This is a genomic window from Bacillus sp. es.036 (assembly GCF_002563635.1).
GTDB lineage: Bacteria > Bacillota > Bacilli > Bacillales > Guptibacillaceae > Guptibacillus.
In genome coordinates this window covers 200,820-220,640 of sequence record NZ_PDIZ01000003.1, presented here as the reverse complement: position 1 = coordinate 220,640, position 19,821 = coordinate 200,820, and the positions used below count along the sequence as shown (strand labels likewise).

Genomic DNA, 19,821 nt, shown 5'->3' with positions numbered 1-19,821 from the left:
TTAAAAAGGGGCCCTTAGATATGACTGCAAATAGAGTAGTAGTAATTACAGGTGGAGCGAGTGGAATTGGGAGACAAACATGTTTAAAGTTCGCAAGGAAAGGTGATCAAGTCGTTGTTGCTGATTTTGATGAAAAGAAAGGTACTGAAACAGTTGAATTAATTGAAGCAGAAGGTGGAGCTGCACTCTTTGTGAAGACAGACGTTTCGCGTTATGAAGATGTGGAAGCGCTTATCGAAAAAACTGTTGAACAATTCGGGACGATCGACGTGATGTTTAATAACGCCGGAATTGGACGTCCTACCCCTCTTCCGGAATTTGATTTAGAAGATTATCATAAAGTAATCGACATTAACCAGCACGGCGTCGCGTATGGAATTATGGCTGCCGCTAAAAAGATGAAGGCTTTAAATGTGAAAGGCGTCATCATCAATACAACATCTGTTTTTGGTGTCCTCGCTTCGCCAGCCACTTTCGCTTACCATGCAACAAAAGGGGCGGTCAATATGATGACGAAATCAGCTGCGCTTGATTTAGCACCATACGGCATCCGCGTTGTTGGTGTCGCACCTGGCGTTGTCGATACGCCAATCGTTCAAGGATATCGTGATAAAGGCTTAATCGACGGTATGAAAGCAAAAGTTATCGGCAATAAACTCACAGATCCCGAGCAGCTAGCCGACGCAGTTTACCTTCTTTCATTAGAAGAAGCTAGTGCGATAAACGGCAGTGTCGTCATGGCTGATGAAGGATACGCTTCATTTAAATAGAGCGAACAAAACCCATTTTTCTTAAGTAGAATTTTTCTTTAAGTTCTAGATGATGCCACCAGTGCACCTAACTTTTTTTTAACTAGTCCAACACCTAAGCACCATCCTCTTCTCCTTCATACACTAAAGAAGAAACTATGAAAGGAGATGATTTCATGAGTTATGGTTACGGATGTGGAAACCAGGTTGGTGGCGCTGGATACGGCGGTTGCGGAAACCAAGTTGGTGGCGCTCGTTACGGGAATGGCTTTGCGCTAATCGTTGTATTGTTCATTCTTCTTATCATCGTTGGCGCTGCTTTCGTTAATGGAAAAGACTGCTAATACTTCATCAAAACCATCGGGGAGATTCCCAGGTGGTTTTTTAATATCTTCCTTTAATAAAAAGATCAAAACAAACCCCCTTGCCTGTGAACAAGGGGCTTTGTTTGATGCAATTTCTTTTTTAAAAAATCGAGTTTCAGTTAAAGTGAATGGATGCTTTCTTTAATTGGCTCCGTTCCTGTCACGACTTGAAATTCCTTGCCAATCGTTGCATCATTTTCGAGCGTCGCTATGATCACACTCGCAACATCTTCTCGAGGTATTTCATTTCTTTCTACTCTAGTAGCAGCGTTGACCTTACCGATTCCCTGATCATTCGTTAAGGCACCTGGATGGATGATCGTATAATCTAAATCCGTTGCTCGCAACCATTCATCTGCATAGTGCTTCGCTGCTACATAAGGTGAAAATGAAGATGGAGCAGACTGAATCGCTTCACGCGTTGTGTCATAAGAACTAATCATTACAAACCGTTTTACGCCAGCTACTTTCGCTGCTTCAATTGTTTTTACAGCACCATCTAAATCAACCAGCATTGTTTTATCAGCACCGGTATTTGGACCGGAACCTGCTGTAAAGACAATCGCATCCACGCCTTCAGCAGCTTTCGCGATCGCGTTAATATCTTCCTCTAAATCAACCACAGCAGTTTCTGCGCCTAAATCCTTAAAGTAAGAAGCCTGCTCTTCCTTACGAATCATTACTTTCGCTTCTAGATCGTTATGCTCTTTAATAAAGGAAGTTAAATGCTTCCCAATCTGACCATTTGCTCCAACTATAAGTACTTTCATTTTCAACACCCTTTCTACGTATATTCTCCTATTAAACAAAACTTCAGATTCAATGTTGTCTACTTTCGTCATATACCCTTTATGAAGCATCATAAAGCATGAAAATAGGCTATTTACTTATTTGAGCGTTTCAAAATGCTCTTGAAGTGTGAGAACGTATCAAAACTAGCTTTCCCATGGTAAGCTCCCATACCGCTATTCCCTACACCGCCAAATGGAAGGTGGTGAGAAGTCATGTGATTGATCGTATCATTGATTGCTCCGCCACCAAATGAAATGGTATTTAATACGTCATCTTGTACCTGTTCATTATCAGAGAAAAGATAGAGTGCTAGTGGCTTTGGACGTTCAACGACAGCATCAATCGCTTCTGCAATTTCGTCATAAACAAGAACAGGTAGAATAGGTCCAAAGATCTCATCTTGCATCACAGGATCATCCCATGAAATATGATCTAATATTGTTGGTTCGATGAATAAGCGTGATTTGTCAGCGTTACCTCCAGCGACTACTTCTCCATTACTCAAGAATTCATTCAAACGATCAAAATGACGTTCACTTACTACGTGGGGGAATTCAAGGTTTTCTGAAACGTTCTCTCCGTAAGTGTTGGTGATCACTTCTTTCATTTTGCTAACCAACTGATCTTTTACCTTTCGATGGACAAGAAGATAGTCAGGTGCTACACACGTTTGACCCGCATTCGCAAATTTACCGCGGGCAATTCGCGCTGCTGCTTCCTCAAGGTCAGCATCTTCATGCACGATAGCAGGACTTTTTCCACCTAACTCAAGTGTCACTGGTGTTAAATTCTTAGCAGCCGCTCCTGCCACAATTTTTCCCACGCCGGTACTACCAGTAAAGAAGATATAATCAAATTTCTCTTTGAGAAGAGCCGTGCTTGTTTCTACTTCCCCTTCAACAACGCGCAAGTATTCTTCAGGGAAATTCTCATTAATCATCTTAGCTAAAAGATTAGAAGTATGTGGTGTTAACTCTGATGGTTTTAAGACAGCACAGTTTCCAGCGGCAATCGCTCCAGCTAGCGGTGCAACGGCAAGTTGTACCGGATAGTTCCATGGTGCAATGACGAGTGCTGAGCCGTATGGTTCAGGAACAATGAAGCTTGTTGCTCCTGCATGAGTGGATGGTGTTTCCACTTTATTTGGTGTTGACCACGCAGATAAATTCTCAATCATGAAATTAATTTCCCCTAAAACAAGACCAATCTCCGCGCGCTTTGTTTCTGTTTCAGGTTTATTTAAATCTGCTTTTAGAGCAGCAATAATGTCTTGTTCATGAGATGACATGAGCTCTTTTAATTTTGTTAACGCATCTATTCGAAATGATACATCTTTTGTTTTCCCGCTTCTGAAGTAGGATTGTTGCTTTAATGTAAGTTCTTGATAGTTTTCCATTGTATATTCTCCTTTGATTCGTTTAAACGTTTCAAAATATAGCGTCTAACTTTCGAAATCGAATGTTGAATCCAAAGATACTCCTCTCATAGAAAATGGTCAATTGATTTGCTTTGAAAAGGGTTTACTATAAAAAACAAGTCTTTATAAAGACATCTTCTCTACTCTACATAATCATTACTTTTTTCCATTTTAGGAACCCTCCCCCCTTTTTAACTGAATTCTAGTAAAATGGTAAGGGAAACTAGTAAGGAGATGAAAATCACATATGTCTTATAAAATGATTGTATTAGATTTAGACGATACATTGCTCAGTGCTGATCAAACGATTTCTAATCGAAATAAAGAAGCTCTAATGCAAGCGCAGCAAGATGGAAAAAAAGTTGTGCTTGCATCTGGAAGACCAACGTTCGGAATGGTTTCATATGCTGACGAACTCCTCCTCGCAGACTATGAGAGTTACATTCTATCCTTTAATGGCGGAAAAATTATTAACTGTCACTCAAAAAAGGATTTCTTCAGTCAGACATTATCTGTAGAAGCGGTTCAACGACTCCATGACATTAGTACGCGAGAAGATGTGTACATTCATACGTACGTTGGAGATGAAATTATTACTGCAGAAGGAAACCCCTACACAACGATTGAGGCTGAACTCACAGGTTTACCGATTACTGTCGTCGATTCCTTTATGGATGGGGTCACGGAACCCGTCGTAAAAGTTCTCATGGTCGGAGAGCCAGAGCATCTCAAGAAAGTTGAAAAGAAACTACAAGCTGAGTTAGGAGAAGAATTCAGCGTGATGCGATCCAAGCCTTATTTTCTCGAGTTCACCGATAAAGGAATCACGAAAGGCACGAGCATCGAGAAACTTATTAATGAGTTCGGTATTAAACGAGAAGAAGTTATTGCCGTTGGAGACAGTTACAATGATCAAGAAATGATTGAATTTGCCGGACTTGGCGTTGCGATGGGGAATGCTCCGGATGACATCAAAAAGATTTCTGACTACATTACAGATACGAACGAGAATGACGGTGTCGCAAAAGTAGTTGAAAAGTTTCTATTAAAAGATCAGCTTGTAACAAAATAGAGTTCCAAAAAGAGAGGCGGTTTACCACTGCCTCTCTTTTTCTATTAAATGAATGTCTCTAACTGTTTTTTGAAAGAGGTAAACCGGTTAATAAATCGAAAGTATATAGTAAGTGGGAGAATGAAACTGGAAGAAAAGCGCTTCTTCTGTTGCCTAGCTATCGGATGGTTCTCTTATCTACTTACCATGAACGTTGGAAGATTAACCAGTGCCTTTCTTCATTTCCAAACTAGTTGTAACCGCTCTAACTAGTAGTGTTTTGAAATTATTTTGTGAAAATTAGTTCATAACTCTTCCAAAATGATTATTAATTTATTATAATTATAATCTAATAGGAGTTACAATTAATTTTCTTACATTCGAAAGGAGATTGAAATATGGATAATAACGAAATGCACAGCAGCCAAGCTGGGAAATGCCCTGTCTCTCATGGCCAAACTCAGGAAGATAGTGCGATTACAACGACAAAAGTCGCAACAACAAATAAAGACTGGTGGCCAAACCAGTTAAATTTGCAACTTCTTCAACAGCACGACCGCAAAAGCAACCCAATGGGGGAAGACTTTGACTATGCTGAAGAATTCAAAAAGCTGGATTATTACGCACTGAAGCAAGATCTTCGTGACTTAATGACCGACAGCCAGGACTGGTGGCCTGCAGATTACGGCCATTACGGCCCTCTCTTTATTCGTATGTCATGGCACGCAGCTGGTACATACCGTACTGGTGACGGACGTGGCGGTGGCGCTACAGGTTCACAGCGTTTTGCCCCTCTCAACAGCTGGCCTGATAACGCGAGCCTTGATAAAGCACGTCGCCTCCTTTGGCCAATTAAGCAAAAGTACGGAAATAAGATTTCTTGGGCTGACCTACTCGTCATCACGGGTAACGTCGCGCTTGAATCAATGGGCTTGAACACATTTGGTTTTGCCGGAGGACGCGAAGACGTGTGGCATCCAGAAGAAGATATCTATTGGGGTACCGAGAAAGAGTGGCTCGGTGACAACCGTTACTCAGGCGACCGCGAGCTTGAAAGTCCGCTAGCTGCTGTTCAAATGGGGCTTATTTATGTCAATCCTGAAGGACCAAATGGCGAACCAGATCCACTAGGAAGTGCACGTGACATTCGTGAAACATTCGCTCGTATGGGAATGAATGATGAAGAAACAGTTGCCTTGATTGCTGGTGGTCATACGTTTGGTAAAGGACACGGAGCAGGAGACGCTGAAGCTAACGTTGGAGCCGCACCGGAAGCTGCTGATATTGAAGAGCAAGGCTTTGGATGGAAGAACTCTTACGGAAGTGGTAAAGGCCGTGACACGATTACAAGTGGTGTAGACGGCGCATGGACCGCTAATCCAACAAAATGGGATAACGGATACTATGACTTACTATTCGGCTATGAGTGGGAATTAACGAAAAGCCCTGCAGGTGCACACCAATGGAAGCCAGTGAATCCTAAACCAGAGCACCTTGCACCAGATGCTGAAGATCCTTCAATCAAAGTGAATACTATGATGACAACAGCAGATATGGCGCTTCGTGAAGATGAAATTTATGAAAAGATTTCACGCCGCTTCCACGACGATATTGAATATTTCGCTGATACATTTGCACGTGCGTGGTTCAAGTTACTTCACCGTGACATGGGACCGAAAGAAAGATACCTTGGCCCTGAAGTACCACAGGAAGATTTGATCTGGCAAGATCCAATCCCGAATGTGGATTATGAACTGACTGCTGCTGAAGTTGAAAACTTGAAAGCTAAAATCCTCGACTCCGGATTAAGCGTTAGCGAGCTTGTGACAACAGCTTGGGCATCTGCAAGTACGTACCGTGGCTCTGATTATCGCGGTGGTGCAAATGGTGCGCGTATTCGCTTAGAACCACAAAAGAACTGGGATGTAAATGAACCAGAGCAATTGTCAAAAGTACTATCCGTATATGAGAAAATCCAAAGCAAACTTGAGAAAAAAGTGAGCTTAGCTGACTTGATCGTGCTAGGAGGTAGTGCAGCTGTAGAAAAAGCGGCAAAAGATGCTGGTGTTGACGTTACTGTTCCATTCGCACCAGGACGCGGCGATGCAACGCAAGAGCAAACAGATGTGGAAAGCTTTGATGTATTAGAGCCAATGGCTGACGGATTCCGTAACTATCAGAAGAAGGAATACACGTTAAGCCCTGAAGAGCTACTCGTCGACAAGTCACAGCTTCTCGGTCTAACTGCTCCTGAAATGACCGTTCTTATTGGTGGTATGCGCGTACTCGGGACAAACCACAAGGGTACGAAGCATGGCGTGTTCACTGATCGGGTTGGTACACTAACGAACGACTTCTTTGTAAACCTACTCGACATGGGCATTGAATGGAAGCCAGCTAACTTCAATGAATACGAAGGACGCGACCGCAAAACAGGCGAACTCGTACGCACCGCTTCACGCGTGGACCTCGTCTTCGGTTCAAACTCGATCCTCCGTGCTTATGCAGAAGTCTATGCACAAGAAGACAATAAAGAGAAATTCGTGCGCGACTTTGTGTCGGCATGGGTGAAGATTATGAATGCCGATCGATTTGATCTTAAAATGAGTAAGGATAAGATGGCGTCTAACGCTTAAGTATAATGAAAAAAGCACCCTCCCATTCGCTTTAATTAGCGTTTGGGAGAGGTGCCTTTTTTTATATTGCATGAAATGATTTATTTCTTTTCTAGCCAGGTTACGCACTCGACGTGAGTAGTATGCGGGAACATATCAACCGGCTGAACTTCCTTCGTTTCAAATCCACCATCTTCTAAGATCCGTAGATCCCGAGCTAGCGTTGCCGGGTTACATGATACATAAACGACTTTCTCAGGCTTCATATCAATAATCGTTTGAAGTAGCGCTTCGTCACACCCTTTACGTGGTGGATCAACGACGATGACGTCAGGCTTTATGCCCTGCTCTTTCCAGGCTGGGATGACGTTTTCTGCTTCACCAACCGCAAATTCTGCGTTTGTAATGCCGTTTAGCTCAGCATTACGTTTCGCATCTTCAATCGCTTCTGGTACGATTTCAACTCCGTACACCTGCTTCGCTTTTTGAGCAAGGAAAAGTGAAATGGTTCCGATACCGCAATAAGCATCGATGACCGTTTCATTCCCAGTCAGACCAGCGTATTCAAGCGCCTGATCGTAAAGCACTTTCGTTTGATCCGGGTTTACTTGATAGAATGAGCGAGCTGAGATGGCGAATTTTATGTCACCAATCGTGTCGTAAATGTATGGTGATCCCCATAGGACGCGGGTTTCGTCACCGAAAATCACGTTTGTGCGCTTCGGATTCACGTTTTGAACGATCGATTTCACTTTCGGAAGTTGCTCTGTGATGTCTTTGATGATGTTCTTGCGATTTGGTAAGTCTTTGTTTTTCGTTACGATCACAACCATAATGTCATCCGTTTGCTTTCCGTATTTTGCAACAACGTGTCTAAGCGTTCCGCGATGTGAGCGCTCGTCGTATGCACGGATGCCGTACTTCTCAGCAATTTCTTTCACAACGTGTAGAACCTCATCGTTCTCCTGCTCCTGAATGAGGCACTGGTCCATATCAATAATCTGGTGACTGCGCTGTTGGTAGAAGCCTGCAACGATTTTACCGTTCTGTTCACCAACTGGAACCTGCGCTTTATTGCGGTAGCGCCATGGGTCTTCCATGCCAAGAACAGGATGAACAGGTACATCAATTTTCGCAATACGCTCCATCACGTCTTGAACTTGCTTGTGCTTGAATTTTAGCTGGCTATCATACGTAATGTGCTGTGTTTGACAGCCGCCACACTGATAGAAAATCGGACACGGCGGCGTGTTGCGGTCTTCGCTCTCCACTTTGACATCCAGCAGCTTAGCGAAGCCATAGCCTTTCTTCGTCTTGATCACTTTTACGCTCGCGGTTTCTCCGGGAATGCCATACGGGACGAAAAGCGTGTATCCATCTATTTTCGCGACGCCTGCCCCGTCATGGGAAAGGTCTCTGAATTCTACTTCGACAACGTCATTCTTTTTTACAGGTACTTCTTGATTACTCATTAGGTTTCCGTCCTTTTCCGTTCGATTTCATGTACAAAAATTGTACCACAGTGTGAATGGATCGCGAAATGTAACAGCGCGGTGCTTTTTGCATGTGAGGCGAGCTTGATTTCATGGTTTATTGGCCAAAATGGAATTATATTGGCTAAACTCTCGATATATTGGCCAAATCTGAAATATATTAGCCAAAATCTATTTTTATTGGCTAAAACCGAATTCACAACCCGCTTCCCCTCATCCACAGAGAACAACAGAAAAAGCCAGAGCTCTCAGTCTCTGACTTCTCTCCTTCATTTCTACTCACCTGAAATGGCGCGCTTGTGCGCGGCTTCTTCTTCATTTGTATGTTTTTCGCTCGTTTCTTTCGGCACGATCATTGTAATATGACGGTATAAGTTCGTAAACTCGGCTGGAAGCGGGCCACCGTACTCGCCGTCCAGGTTCAGCTGCATTTTATCAACTGATTCTACTTTAATGTGGCTTGCTTTCTTATACACAACATTTGGATCATTAATATGATCACCGCGAAGTGCACTGCTTGCGATGCGAATGAATTCTGCGATGTTCGTCTTCTTTAAAATCATTAGATCGAACAGACCATCATTCAACGATGCATGTGGGGCTAGCTTCTCAAATCCGCCGATGGAGTTTGAGTTTGAAACAAGGAAAAGCATAATTTCACCTTCAAAAAGCTTACCGTCGTATTCAATCCTCGTTCTTGCAGGGCGAATCGATGGAAGCATCTCAATGCCTTTCATATAGTAAGCTAGCTGGCCAAGCATTGTTTTAAGCTTACTAGGCACTTCATATGTTAATTCAGTCAGGCGTCCGCCACCTGCGATATTGATGAAGTAATGCTCGTTCACTCGACCGATATCAATTGGCATTTCAAGACCATTGCACAGAACGTCCATCGCACCTTCAACTGTGCGCGGAACGCCAATCGCTCGTGCAAAGTCATTGGTTGTACCAACTGGAATAATCCCCATCTTCGGCCGATATGGCTGCTCGGCAATGCCATTGATCACTTCATAGATCGTCCCATCTCCCCCTGCCGCAATGACAAGATCAAAGCGTCGCTCGACGGCAATGCGCGCTGCTTCCGTCGCATCGCCTTCACAAGTGGTTGCATGGGCAGACGTCTCGTACCCATTTTTTTCAAGGCGTTCGAGGATATATGGTAGTGACCTCTTCACTTGTTCTCTTCCGGACGTTGGATTATAGATTAGTCTCGCACGTTTCATCCTTCATCATCCTATCTTCTCTATCTTAATTCTTCATGCAGAATGTTTATATTTCTTCAATCTTCAAGCGTATCAAAGCACGCGGCATTTTAAATGTCCTCGTTACTTATTTATATGATAGTCGCAAACAAAAAACGCCCACAATCTCGTGACCGTTTTCTTCCGCTTAACCTTCTGTTCTGATTATAGGCTTTTCCCTAAAAAAAAGCAAAGCCGAAAATAAGTGAATAAGGTGAACATACTCAAACTCCTCTTTAGACATAAAAAAACCCTCCACTTGGGAGGGTTTCGCCATTTAGCGTTTATCCATTTCTTCTACAATCAGCTTGTTAACCATTGGAGGATTTGCTTTTCCTTTGGTTGCTTTCATCACTTGACCAACGAGGAAGCCGATAGCACGGTCTTTCCCGTTTTTGTAGTCTTCAATGGATTGTTCGTTCTCATCAAGAATACCTGACACGATAGAACGAAGCTCGCCTTCATCAGAAATCTGTACAAGACCTTTGTCTTTAACGATCTGTTCAGGATCTCCGCCTTTTTCAATAAGGTCTTTGAATACTTTCTTCGCGATCTTCGAAGAAATTGTTCCCTTTTCAATAAGAGAAATCAGTTTCCCTAATCCTTCTGGAGTAAGAGCCACTTCGTCAATTTCTTTATAGTTCGCATTCAAGTAAGCCGATACTTCACCCATTAACCAGTTTGAAGTCTGTTTTGGATCAGCACCCTGGCCAATGGCAACTTCAAAGAAATCGGACATTTTCTTGGATTGAGTAAGCACCATCGCATCGTACTCAGGAAGATCATATTCCTTCACATAGCGCTCACGACGAGCGTCTGGAAGCTCAGGAATGTCCGCACGAACGCGGTCCATCCATTCTTTATTAATCGCTAGACGAACAAGGTCTGGTTCTGGGAAGTAGCGGTAGTCGTCAGATCCTTCTTTTACACGCATTAAGATCGTTTTCTTACCAGCTTCGTCGTAACGACGCGTTTCCTGGCCGATCACATTTCCTGCAAGAAGTTCTTTCTCCTGACGCACTTCTTCATATTGAAGACCTTTCTGTACGTTAGCGAACGAGTTCAAGTTTTTAAGCTCTGTTTTCGTACCAAACTCTTCTTGACCATATGGACGAAGAGAAAGGTTCGCATCACAGCGAAGAGATCCTTCTTCCATTTTACAGTCAGACACTTCCGTATATTGAAGAATCGCTTTAAGCTTCTCAAGGTAAGCATACGCTTCTTCTGGCGTACGGATATCCGGCTCAGATACGATCTCAACAAGAGGCGTACCCTGACGGTTGAAGTCAACAAGAGAATGGTTCTCGCCATCAACGTGCGTGAGTTTACCAGCATCTTCCTCGAGGTGAAGACGTGTAATACCGATACGTTTTGTTTTGCCATTTACTTCAATATCAATCCATCCGTTTTCACCAATTGGCTTATCATATTGAGAGATCTGATAGGCTTTCGGGTTATCTGGATAGAAATAGTTTTTACGGTCAAACTTCGTATCTTCAGCGATTTCACAGTTCAATGCCATTGCCGCACGCATTGCAAAATCAACGGCCTGTTCGTTCATGACTGGAAGAACACCAGGATGGCCGAGACAGATCGGGCAAACGTTCGTGTTAGGCGGCGCACCGAAATTCGTTGAACAATTACAGAAAATCTTTGTGTTTGTCTTCAGTTCTGAGTGAACTTCCAGACCAATAATAGTTTCAAAATTCATTTTCAGTCGTCACCCCTTACAGCTCTGGTTTAGCCTTATGATGATCCGTTGCTTGCTCATACGCATGAGCAACGCGATAAACGGTCTTCTCATCAAAGTGCTTTCCGATTATTTGAAGTCCAACAGGTAGGCCATTTGATAAACCACATGGTACGGAAATCGCAGGAACGCCTGCAAGGTTAACCGGGATTGTGAGAATATCATTCGCATACATTGTTAGCGGGTTATCAATCTTCTCGCCTACTTTAAAGGCTGGAGTTGGCGTTGTAGGTCCGATAATCACATCATAGTCTTCGAACACTTTTTCAAAATCGTTCTTGATCAGCGTACGAACTTTTTGTGCTTTCTTGTAATAAGCATCGTAGTAACCAGAGCTAAGAGCAAACGTACCAAGCATGATGCGTCGCTTCACTTCGTCCCCAAAGCCTTCGCTTCTTGTTTTCTTATAAAGATCAATCAGGTTCTCTGCTTCAGCACGAACGCCATAGCGTACGCCGTCAAAGCGAGCCAGGTTTGCTGATGCTTCTGAAGAAGAAAGAAGATAGTATGTTGCTACTGCATATTTTGAGTGCGGAAGCGATACTTCTTCCCACGTTGCGCCAAGTTCTTCAAGCTTTTTAAGTGACTGAAGGACGCTGTTCTTCACATCTTCATCTACACCTTCAGCAAGGTACTCTTTCGGTACAGCAATTCGAAGACCTTTCACATCACCTGTTAGACTTGAAAGATAATCTGGAACGTCAACGTTCGCTGATGTTGAATCCATCTTGTCATGACCGGCAATCGATTGAAGAAGATAAGCGTTATCTTCTACTGTGTTCGTAATGGGGCCAATTTGATCAAGTGATGATGCAAAAGCAATTAGTCCAAAACGAGAAACTAGTCCGTACGTAGGCTTTAGTCCAACAACACCACAAAAGGCAGCTGGTTGACGGATCGAACCACCTGTATCAGAACCAAGAGAAAAGAATACCTCTCCAGCCGCAACAGAGGCAGCTGACCCACCGCTTGATCCGCCCGGTACATAATCTGTATTCCAAGGGTTACGCGTGCCGAAATAACCAGAGTTCTCATTCGAAGAACCCATCGCGAACTCGTCCATATTCAATTTGCCGACAGTAATCGTTTCCGCTGCATTTAAGCGTTCAACCACCGTTGCATTATGTAATGGTTCAAAGTTACTTAGAAGCTGACTTGACGCTGTTGTGCGTAGTCCTTTCGTAACGATGTTATCTTTCACACCGACAGGGAGACCAAAGAGAAGTCCTCTTGCCTCTTCGGTACCGAGCTTTTCATCAAGCGCTTTTGCCGCTTGCATGGCACCTTCTTCATTTAACGTCATGAACGCTTTTACCTTTTCGTCGACCGTTTGAATGCGATCAAACGAAGTTTGAACAAGTTCACTGACGGATAACTCTTTCTTATGAAGCAAGCTGTGAAGCTCACTTATGCTTTTATCAAACAAGGACGTTGCCTCCCTTACTCAAATATTGATGGAACTTTTACTTGACCGTTGGCTTGATCCGGTGCATTCTTCAATGCTTCCTCACGCGTTAGCCACGGCTGTACTTTGTCTTCACGCAGTACATTTTTCAAATCAAGAACGTGCGTTGTAGGCTCAACGTTCTCTGTATCTAATTCATTTAGCTGCTCCGCCATAGAGATAATGTCATCAAGCTGAGTTGTAAATTTTTCGACCTCTGCCTCATCCATTTCTAGTCTAGCGAGATTGGCTACATGCTTAACCTCTTCTTTGGTAATTCTGGACATCACTTTCACCTCCACAAATTTCGAACAACCTGCAATATATAGATGATACCAAAAATAAGCTTCATTAAGCAACAGAACGCTGTCTGTTCCAATTTTAAACAAACGTTTGATTAATCCGACTTAATCAAACGTTTGTTTAACGAGTGTTTGGACATTAGCCTCAATCAATCATTCCCATTCTTAATTCTATAAAAAAGACTCACCCCCAAATGGGATGAGTCTCTGAGTAAAGCTAATTAGAATTTAGACGTTTTTGCCGCTTCGAATTCAGCTTCAATTTCTTCACCTGGCTCTTTACCAACAAAGCTGAATGCCATTACAGCAATCCATGCCAGGATAAAGCCTGGGATTAATTCATAAAGATCGAACAGTCCACCTGATAGTTGAGCCCATAAGATAACAACTACGGCACCAGTGATAATACCAGCAAGTGCACCATTACGGGTCATGCGTTTCCAGAATAGACTTAAGATAATAACAGGTCCAAATGCGGCACCAAAACCAGCCCACGCATAACTTACAAGATCAAGAACACTGCTATCAGGGTTATAAGCAAGTAGGATGGCAAGTAACGCAATACCTAGGACAGCAATACGACCTACCCATACAAGCTCAGTTTGGCTTGCATTTTTACGAAGAATCGCTTTATAAAAGTCCTCCGCAACAGCACTTGAAGATACAAGTAGCTGAGAATCAATTGTACTCATGATCGCAGATAGGATTGCAGCTAGTAAGAAGCCGGATACCCATGGATTAAAGAGTACTTGAGTAAATTCGATAAAGACGGTTTCAGAGTTCGGAAGTCCAGCATCAAAATAGGCAATACCGATGAAACCAGTAAAGATTGCACCAAACAGAGAAAGAACCATCCATGACATACCAACAAGGCGTGCTTTAGGAATTTCTTTCGAAGATTTAACTGCCATAAAACGAGTAATAATGTGAGGTTGTCCAAAGTAACCAAGTCCCCAACCAAGTAGAGAAATAATTCCCATGAAACTCATACCAGTAAAGATATCTAGGTAAGTTGTATCCGTTGCACCAACTTGATTAACTGTTTCATTCCAGCCACCCATTTCATTTAGGGCAACAATTGGAACGACAACTAGTGCAAGGAACATAAGTATTCCCTGGAAGAAATCTGTCCAGCTTACCGCTAGGAAACCACCGAGGAACGTATATGAAATAATAACAATTGCACCGATCCACAATGCGCTTTCATAGCTCATTCCGAACGAGCTTTCAAACAGGATTGCGCCCCCAACAAGACCTGAAGACGTATAGAACGTAAAAAATACAAGAATAACAATTGCTGAGATCACACGAAGTGCTTTCGATCCATCACGGAAACGATTCTCAAGGTAATCTGGAACCGTTATTGAATCATTCGCTACTTCAGTATAGCGACGAAGGCGTGATGCAACAAATTGCCAGTTCAAGTAAGCTCCGATTGCGAGCCCAATCCCAATCCAAATTTGACTCATACCGCCTGCGTACATTGCACCAGGTAGTCCTAGTAAGAGCCAGCTACTCATATCTGATGCGCCTGCACTTAATGCGGCCACAGATCCACCTAATCTTCTTCCTCCAAGTACATAATCGGACAAGTTACTTGTCATTCGGTATGCAATTAATCCGATTGCGAGCATACCCACAAGATAAACAATAAACGTAACTAACGTTGGCGTTTCAATACCCATCGAGTACTATTCTCTCCTTTCGGTAAAAAAAGTTATTATTGATAATACGACTAATAAAGGCATTGGTATAAGTAACCAGAACCATGTTGCGGTAGTTAAGGTGTATTCCACACTTTCACCCCCTTCAAAGTCAATATTCACAGCTATGCATTTTTCCTGTGAATTCAAATTATTGATGTAGACCATTAGTCCTTTTCAAACCAATGATTACTATATCACAAAATATTTTTCAGAACAATTAAAATATTATAAGATAAACTTTTTAATGAATAAAAATTCACTAAAGGAGTTTATTTCCTTCTTTTAGCAACTTTTATGTCATAAGTATTCAAGAAAATTTATTTAAATAAGTTGCTGATTGTGTGATGCTTCGACATACTTTAGTAACATTTACCCACCTTTTTGTAATGTTAACCTCCGAATTGAAATATTTTTTTATAGATTGCCGCGTTTCTCTTCTTTTCATACCGTTTTAAATGTTCAATTCCCAACTTATTTTTCGTCCTATATTGAGTTCCTCACCAGGAACGAAATAAATCGGAAAGGTTACTGTTTGCAAAACGTAATGATTACGATATAATGAGTGGCAGAGAAACTTAGGGAAGGGAAAATCGCTTATGAAAAATCGCTTTTTAACAGTAGCATTCTTACTATCTATATCTACGCTTGTCCTAGTCGGTTGTGGTCAAGAGCCAGACACAAATGCGGATGGAAAGCTAAGTATTTATACAACACTTTATCCTCTTGAATATTTTGCTGAACGAATTGGCGGAGAACATGTAACCGCTGAATCCATCATTCCTCCTGGCAGTGACGCACATAGTTTCGAGCCAACGACGAAAACAATGACAGAGTTAGCTGAATCCGATTTATTTATCTACAATGGAGCAGGCATGGAAGGATTTGCTGATGCAGCTAAAGATACCTTGAAAAATGAAGACGTCATGACGCTTGAATCCGCTGAAGGAATTCACTTTGATGAAACAATAGAAGAACATGAGGAACATGCTGATGAAGAAGGAGAGCATGAAGAACATGCTGATGAAGAGCACGCCGATCACGATCATGGCGATGTGAATCCACACATTTGGATTGATCCAACCCTCGCTATCCAGCAGGCCGAAAATATTAAACACGCACTTATAGAAATTAATCCTGACAATAAGAAAACATTTGAGTCTAATTTTGAAACATTAGAAGAAGAGCTATTAGCTCTAGATAAAGAATTCCGTGAAATGGCTGACAGTGCACCGAAAAAAGAGTTCCTTATTTCGCACGATGCCTATAGCTACTGGGAAAGTCGCTATGGACTTAAACAATTAAGTGTATCTGGCCTTTCACCATCTCAAGAACCTACGCAAAAACAGTTAGAAGATATCATTGAAACAGCTAAAAGTTACAATTTGAAGTATATGCTTTTTGAACAAAATGCTACGCCAAAGCCAGCAAAAGCAGTTCAACAAGAGCTTGGCCTTGAGACGCTTCGCATTCATAACCTCTCTGTCTTAACAGAAGAAGATATCGAAAATGATGAAACTTATTTCACTTTAATGGAACAAAACATTCAAACACTAGAAAAAGCTCTATCAGAATAGCAAAAGCCCTCCCGTTGTCTCGGGAGGGCTTTATTTTTATTGATAAATATGAACAAACGGTTCTTCTTCGTTAGGATCCTTCACAATCAAACTTTCTGTTTCCCCGTTGCTTGTGATATAGATCGAGACAGGTAAATCTTGAGGAAATGTATCATTACGCTTTTTAACAAGTCCATTTACAAACTGGGTGAACGAAATCACTTCAGATTTGCTATAGAACTGAATTGGAATCTCAATCTTTAATTGAGAAAGTTCGTCTTGTTTATAGAAGCCGGTTCCAATGACTCCTACAAAGTTCGGAAAGAAATCTTGTATTTCACGTGTGAAGTCATCAAACTTCTCAGCTTCCGCTGGATATTCCTCATCAGCGGCAGATGAAGGAAATGCAATGTACTTTTCATTTAAATCTTTCCATGACTCAGGGCTAGATTTACCTTTCTCTACAATCGTGCTTGCCACGAAGTTACCTGGGACAACCGATTGTCGTGGCTGCTCTAAGAAGAGCGTAAACATGATTGGGACGTCATGCTCGGCTCGAATTTTCTCAACGATTGGTTTAATTGATTCTTTTGCCTTTGCAACCACTTCATCTTTATCTAACTTTACCGAACCGGTATACTTCAAACCATTTTCATCAAGAACCGAGTAAGGATATTCAGAATAAAGCGATAAGGCAATCGAAACTCCGCCTAGCTGCAATTCTTCATCTTTGTTCTGAACATAATAATCCTGTTCATGAATATAAGAGAGGAATTTAGGGTTTTTCTTTTCAGCTTCAATTACTTGCTCGTATTGTGCAGGGTTTTCTTCCACACCGAGCTGCGGATTAAGCCCTACATTTACTTCCTTCTCATCATCTTTCTCAGCTTCTTCCTTTGTTACACCGTTATCACGATACAGCCAGCCATGGATTTGCTCTGTATCAAAAAGCTGTCCTTCTTTAAAGAAATATTTATCAGGATCAAATTGTTCTTGAGAAAGTCGAATCAATCCCATTTCAAGTGCATCTACATCAAGACGGTTATCAACACCAGCCGTAATTAATCCTCTAACTTGTGAAGTATCAAGAGAATTTTTTTCCCCATCTTTATCTAACACCGAACGATAATACGTCTCTGAAGTTTTTATATCTTCACTTACAATCATTTCTTCACTTTCTTCGCCTTCTGAGTCATTCACCTTTACTGTATCGTCCTGCTCGCCCTTCATAAAACTCGGAACACAACCGGATAATACGAGCGAAAGAGCCATGATACTAACGATGAACGTTTGCTTCTTTGGCATTAATTTCCTCTCCTCATTCGTTTAACTCTTCAACGAACCTGTTCTCACTCCATACGTCAATACCAAGTGACTCTGCCTTCTCGAGCTTCGAGCCAGCATCTTCCCCAGCAATCACAAGGTCTGTGCTTTTACTGACACTTCCTGTTACCTTTGCACCTAGTTCTTCTAACTTCTTTTTCGCTTCCCCACGACTTAACTGTTCAAGTTTACCGGTTAAAACAACTGTTTTCCCTGCAAAAACAGAGTCAATTTCTTCAATTGAAACTGGCTTAGGGCCTTTATAAATCATGTTAACACCAGCATCTTTTAACTCATCAATAAGCTCATGAACTTCTTCATTTTGGAAGTATCGTACAACAGAATCAGCCATTTTTTGCCCAACTTCATTAATTGCTTCAAGATCTTCTATGCTTGCTTGGACAAGACTTTCCATTGAGCCAAATTGCTGTGCAAGTGTTCTTGCCGCTTTAGCCCCTACATGACGGATTCCAAGACCAAACAACAGCTTCTCTAATGAATTATCTTTTGACACTCTAATTGCTTCAAGTAGATTGGAAACTGATTTTTCTCCCATTCGCTCAAGTTCAATAAGCTGACCATGAGTGAGCTGATAAATATCAGCTACATCGTGAATTAATTCCTCACGAAAGAGCTGCGTAATGACCCGCTCGCCCAAGCCATCAATATTCATCGCATTACGTGAAACAAAATGAATTAATCCTTCACGGAGCTGCGCTGGACATTTGGGGTTAATACACCGAAGCGCAACCTCTTCATCCAGTCGAACAAGATCACTTTCACACTCTGGGCATTGCTCAGGCATAGAAAAGGCCTTCTCATCTCCTGTGCGACGCTCTTCTAGAACAGAAACAACTTCAGGAATAATGTCTCCTGCTTTTTTAATAACAACATAGTCACCAATTTTTATATCTTTTTCGCGAATCAAATCCTCGTTATGAAGAGACGCCCGCTGTACGGTCGTTCCTGCAACGAGAACTGGTTCTAATACCGCTGTTGGGGTTACAACACCGGTTCTCCCTACGTTTAGTTCAATATCCCGTAGTTGCGTGACCACCTCTTCAGCAGGAAACTTATAGGCAATCGCCCAACGGGGACTCTTCGCTGTAAATCCGAGCTCTTCCTGCTGATTAAGTGCATCTACTTTCACAACGATCCCATCAATTTCATAGGAAAGGTCAGGGCGTTTCTCTGACCATCCACCTATAAAATCAATCACATCATCAATCGTGTTACATCGCTTCCATTCTGGATTGGTTTTAAACCCAAGCTCCTTGAGAAAATCAAGGCCATTGGAATGAGAGCTAATTTCTCTCCCATCAACCGTACCAACACCATAGACAAAAATAGAAAGGTTACGACTAGCAGCAATTTTAGGATCAAGTTGACGTAAAGAACCAGCTGCTGCATTTCGAGGGTTAGCAAAAAGATCCTGCTCATTCTTCTCCCGTACTTCATTTAATTTCATGAAGGATGGCTTTGGCATATAAGCTTCGCCACGAACCTCCATGCTCACATTTTCTCGTAAACGTAAAGGGATCGCAGGAATGGTTTTAAGGTTCTGAGTAATGTCTTCGCCTACAGTACCATCTCCTCGCGTTGCACCCCGAACGAGACCACCATCTTCGTAGATAAGTGAGACCGCGAGACCATCTATTTTTAATTCGCATACATATGAAAAGTTTTCGCCAATTCGATCGCGTACACGTCGGTCGAAATCTTTCAGGTCTTCTTCTCCAAAGGCATTCCCAAGGCTTAGCATCGGCACTCTGTGTTCAACTTTTTGGAAGCCTTCTAGCGGAGGACCGCCGACGCGTTGTGTTGGCGAATCATCTGATTTAAGCTCTGGGTTCTCTTCTTCTAAATTCAATAGTTCGTTCATCATCCGATCATATTCGGCATCCGGGACGCTCGGCTGATCAAGAACATGGTACTCGTAGTTGTATTGATTTAAGAGCTGACGAAGCTCTTCGATGCGCTTATGCTTTTCTTCCATCGTCAAACCTCACCTTCTAAAATG

The 19,821-nt window shown here is 42.3% G+C and carries 15 protein-coding genes; 5 read left to right on the top strand and 10 right to left on the bottom strand.

Annotation, left to right across the window (positions count from 1 at the left end):
- Positions 1 to 20 precede the first annotated feature (20 nt).
- The gene (locus ATG70_RS19880; RefSeq protein WP_098446162.1) at positions 21 to 770 is read left to right on the top strand and encodes an SDR family NAD(P)-dependent oxidoreductase; all 750 of its coding nucleotides are present in this window, start codon (positions 21 to 23) and stop codon (positions 768 to 770) included.
- A 155-nt stretch (positions 771 to 925) separates the two neighbouring features.
- On the top strand, positions 926 to 1,093 hold the full coding sequence (locus ATG70_RS19875; RefSeq protein WP_098446161.1) for a YjcZ family sporulation protein: 168 nt from the start codon (positions 926 to 928) through the stop codon (positions 1,091 to 1,093).
- 140 nt (positions 1,094 to 1,233) lie between these two features.
- Here the strand turns inward: ATG70_RS19875 and ATG70_RS19870 are convergent, their stop codons facing one another.
- Positions 1,234 to 1,884 carry an SDR family oxidoreductase gene (locus tag ATG70_RS19870; protein ID WP_098446159.1) on the bottom strand — a complete coding sequence of 217 codons (651 nt, stop codon included), beginning with the start codon at positions 1,882 to 1,884 and terminating at the stop codon, positions 1,234 to 1,236.
- 113 nt (positions 1,885 to 1,997) lie between these two features.
- Positions 1,998 to 3,302 (bottom strand): aldehyde dehydrogenase, encoded by a 1,305-nt coding sequence (locus tag ATG70_RS19865; protein WP_098446158.1) that lies wholly within the window; start codon positions 3,300 to 3,302, stop codon positions 1,998 to 2,000.
- Between the two features lie 268 nt (positions 3,303 to 3,570).
- Between ATG70_RS19865 and ATG70_RS19860 the strand changes: the two genes are divergently transcribed.
- A complete protein-coding gene (locus ATG70_RS19860) occupies positions 3,571 to 4,395 on the top strand; it encodes a Cof-type HAD-IIB family hydrolase (RefSeq protein ID WP_098446156.1) in 825 nt (274 codons plus the stop codon).
- 377 nt (positions 4,396 to 4,772) lie between these two features.
- Entirely contained in the window at positions 4,773 to 7,010 is a 2,238-nt protein-coding gene (gene katG / locus ATG70_RS19855; protein ID WP_098446155.1) for a catalase/peroxidase HPI, read from the top strand.
- Positions 7,011 to 7,090: 80 nt separating this feature from the next.
- Here katG and rlmD read toward each other — a convergent pair whose 3' ends face one another.
- The 6 genes from rlmD to putP all read right to left on the bottom strand — a co-directional run bounded on the left by rlmD (position 7,091) and on the right by putP (position 14,904).
- A complete protein-coding gene (gene rlmD, locus ATG70_RS19850; protein WP_098446153.1) occupies positions 7,091 to 8,461 on the bottom strand; it encodes a 23S rRNA (uracil(1939)-C(5))-methyltransferase RlmD in 1,371 nt (456 codons plus the stop codon).
- A 296-nt stretch (positions 8,462 to 8,757) separates the two neighbouring features.
- Positions 8,758 to 9,705 carry a diacylglycerol kinase gene (locus ATG70_RS19840; protein WP_098446150.1) on the bottom strand — a complete coding sequence of 316 codons (948 nt, stop codon included), beginning with the start codon at positions 9,703 to 9,705 and terminating at the stop codon, positions 8,758 to 8,760.
- A 295-nt stretch (positions 9,706 to 10,000) separates the two neighbouring features.
- Positions 10,001 to 11,434 carry an Asp-tRNA(Asn)/Glu-tRNA(Gln) amidotransferase subunit GatB gene (gene gatB / locus ATG70_RS19835; RefSeq protein WP_098446149.1) on the bottom strand — a complete coding sequence of 478 codons (1,434 nt, stop codon included), beginning with the start codon at positions 11,432 to 11,434 and terminating at the stop codon, positions 10,001 to 10,003.
- Between the two features lie 16 nt (positions 11,435 to 11,450).
- A complete protein-coding gene (gene gatA / locus ATG70_RS19830) occupies positions 11,451 to 12,899 on the bottom strand; it encodes an Asp-tRNA(Asn)/Glu-tRNA(Gln) amidotransferase subunit GatA (protein ID WP_098446147.1) in 1,449 nt (482 codons plus the stop codon).
- A 14-nt stretch (positions 12,900 to 12,913) separates the two neighbouring features.
- Positions 12,914 to 13,204, bottom strand: coding sequence for an Asp-tRNA(Asn)/Glu-tRNA(Gln) amidotransferase subunit GatC (gene gatC, locus ATG70_RS19825; RefSeq protein ID WP_098446146.1), 291 nt, complete (start codon positions 13,202 to 13,204; stop codon positions 12,914 to 12,916).
- 236 nt (positions 13,205 to 13,440) lie between these two features.
- The gene (gene putP / locus ATG70_RS19820) at positions 13,441 to 14,904 is read right to left on the bottom strand and encodes a sodium/proline symporter PutP (RefSeq protein ID WP_098446144.1); all 1,464 of its coding nucleotides are present in this window, start codon (positions 14,902 to 14,904) and stop codon (positions 13,441 to 13,443) included.
- A gap of 617 nt (positions 14,905 to 15,521) precedes the next feature.
- Here putP and ATG70_RS19810 point away from each other — a divergent pair.
- Entirely contained in the window at positions 15,522 to 16,499 is a 978-nt protein-coding gene (locus ATG70_RS19810; protein WP_098446141.1) for a metal ABC transporter solute-binding protein, Zn/Mn family, read from the top strand.
- Positions 16,500 to 16,535: 36 nt separating this feature from the next.
- Here ATG70_RS19810 and ATG70_RS19805 read toward each other — a convergent pair whose 3' ends face one another.
- Both ATG70_RS19805 and ligA read right to left on the bottom strand, forming a co-directional pair.
- Entirely contained in the window at positions 16,536 to 17,783 is a 1,248-nt protein-coding gene (locus ATG70_RS19805; protein ID WP_098446140.1) for a CamS family sex pheromone protein, read from the bottom strand.
- Between the two features lie 13 nt (positions 17,784 to 17,796).
- Complete coding sequence (gene ligA / locus ATG70_RS19800; RefSeq protein ID WP_098446138.1) at positions 17,797 to 19,797, bottom strand: NAD-dependent DNA ligase LigA; 2,001 nt, start codon at positions 19,795 to 19,797, stop codon at positions 17,797 to 17,799.
- Positions 19,798 to 19,821: the final 24 nt, after the last annotated feature.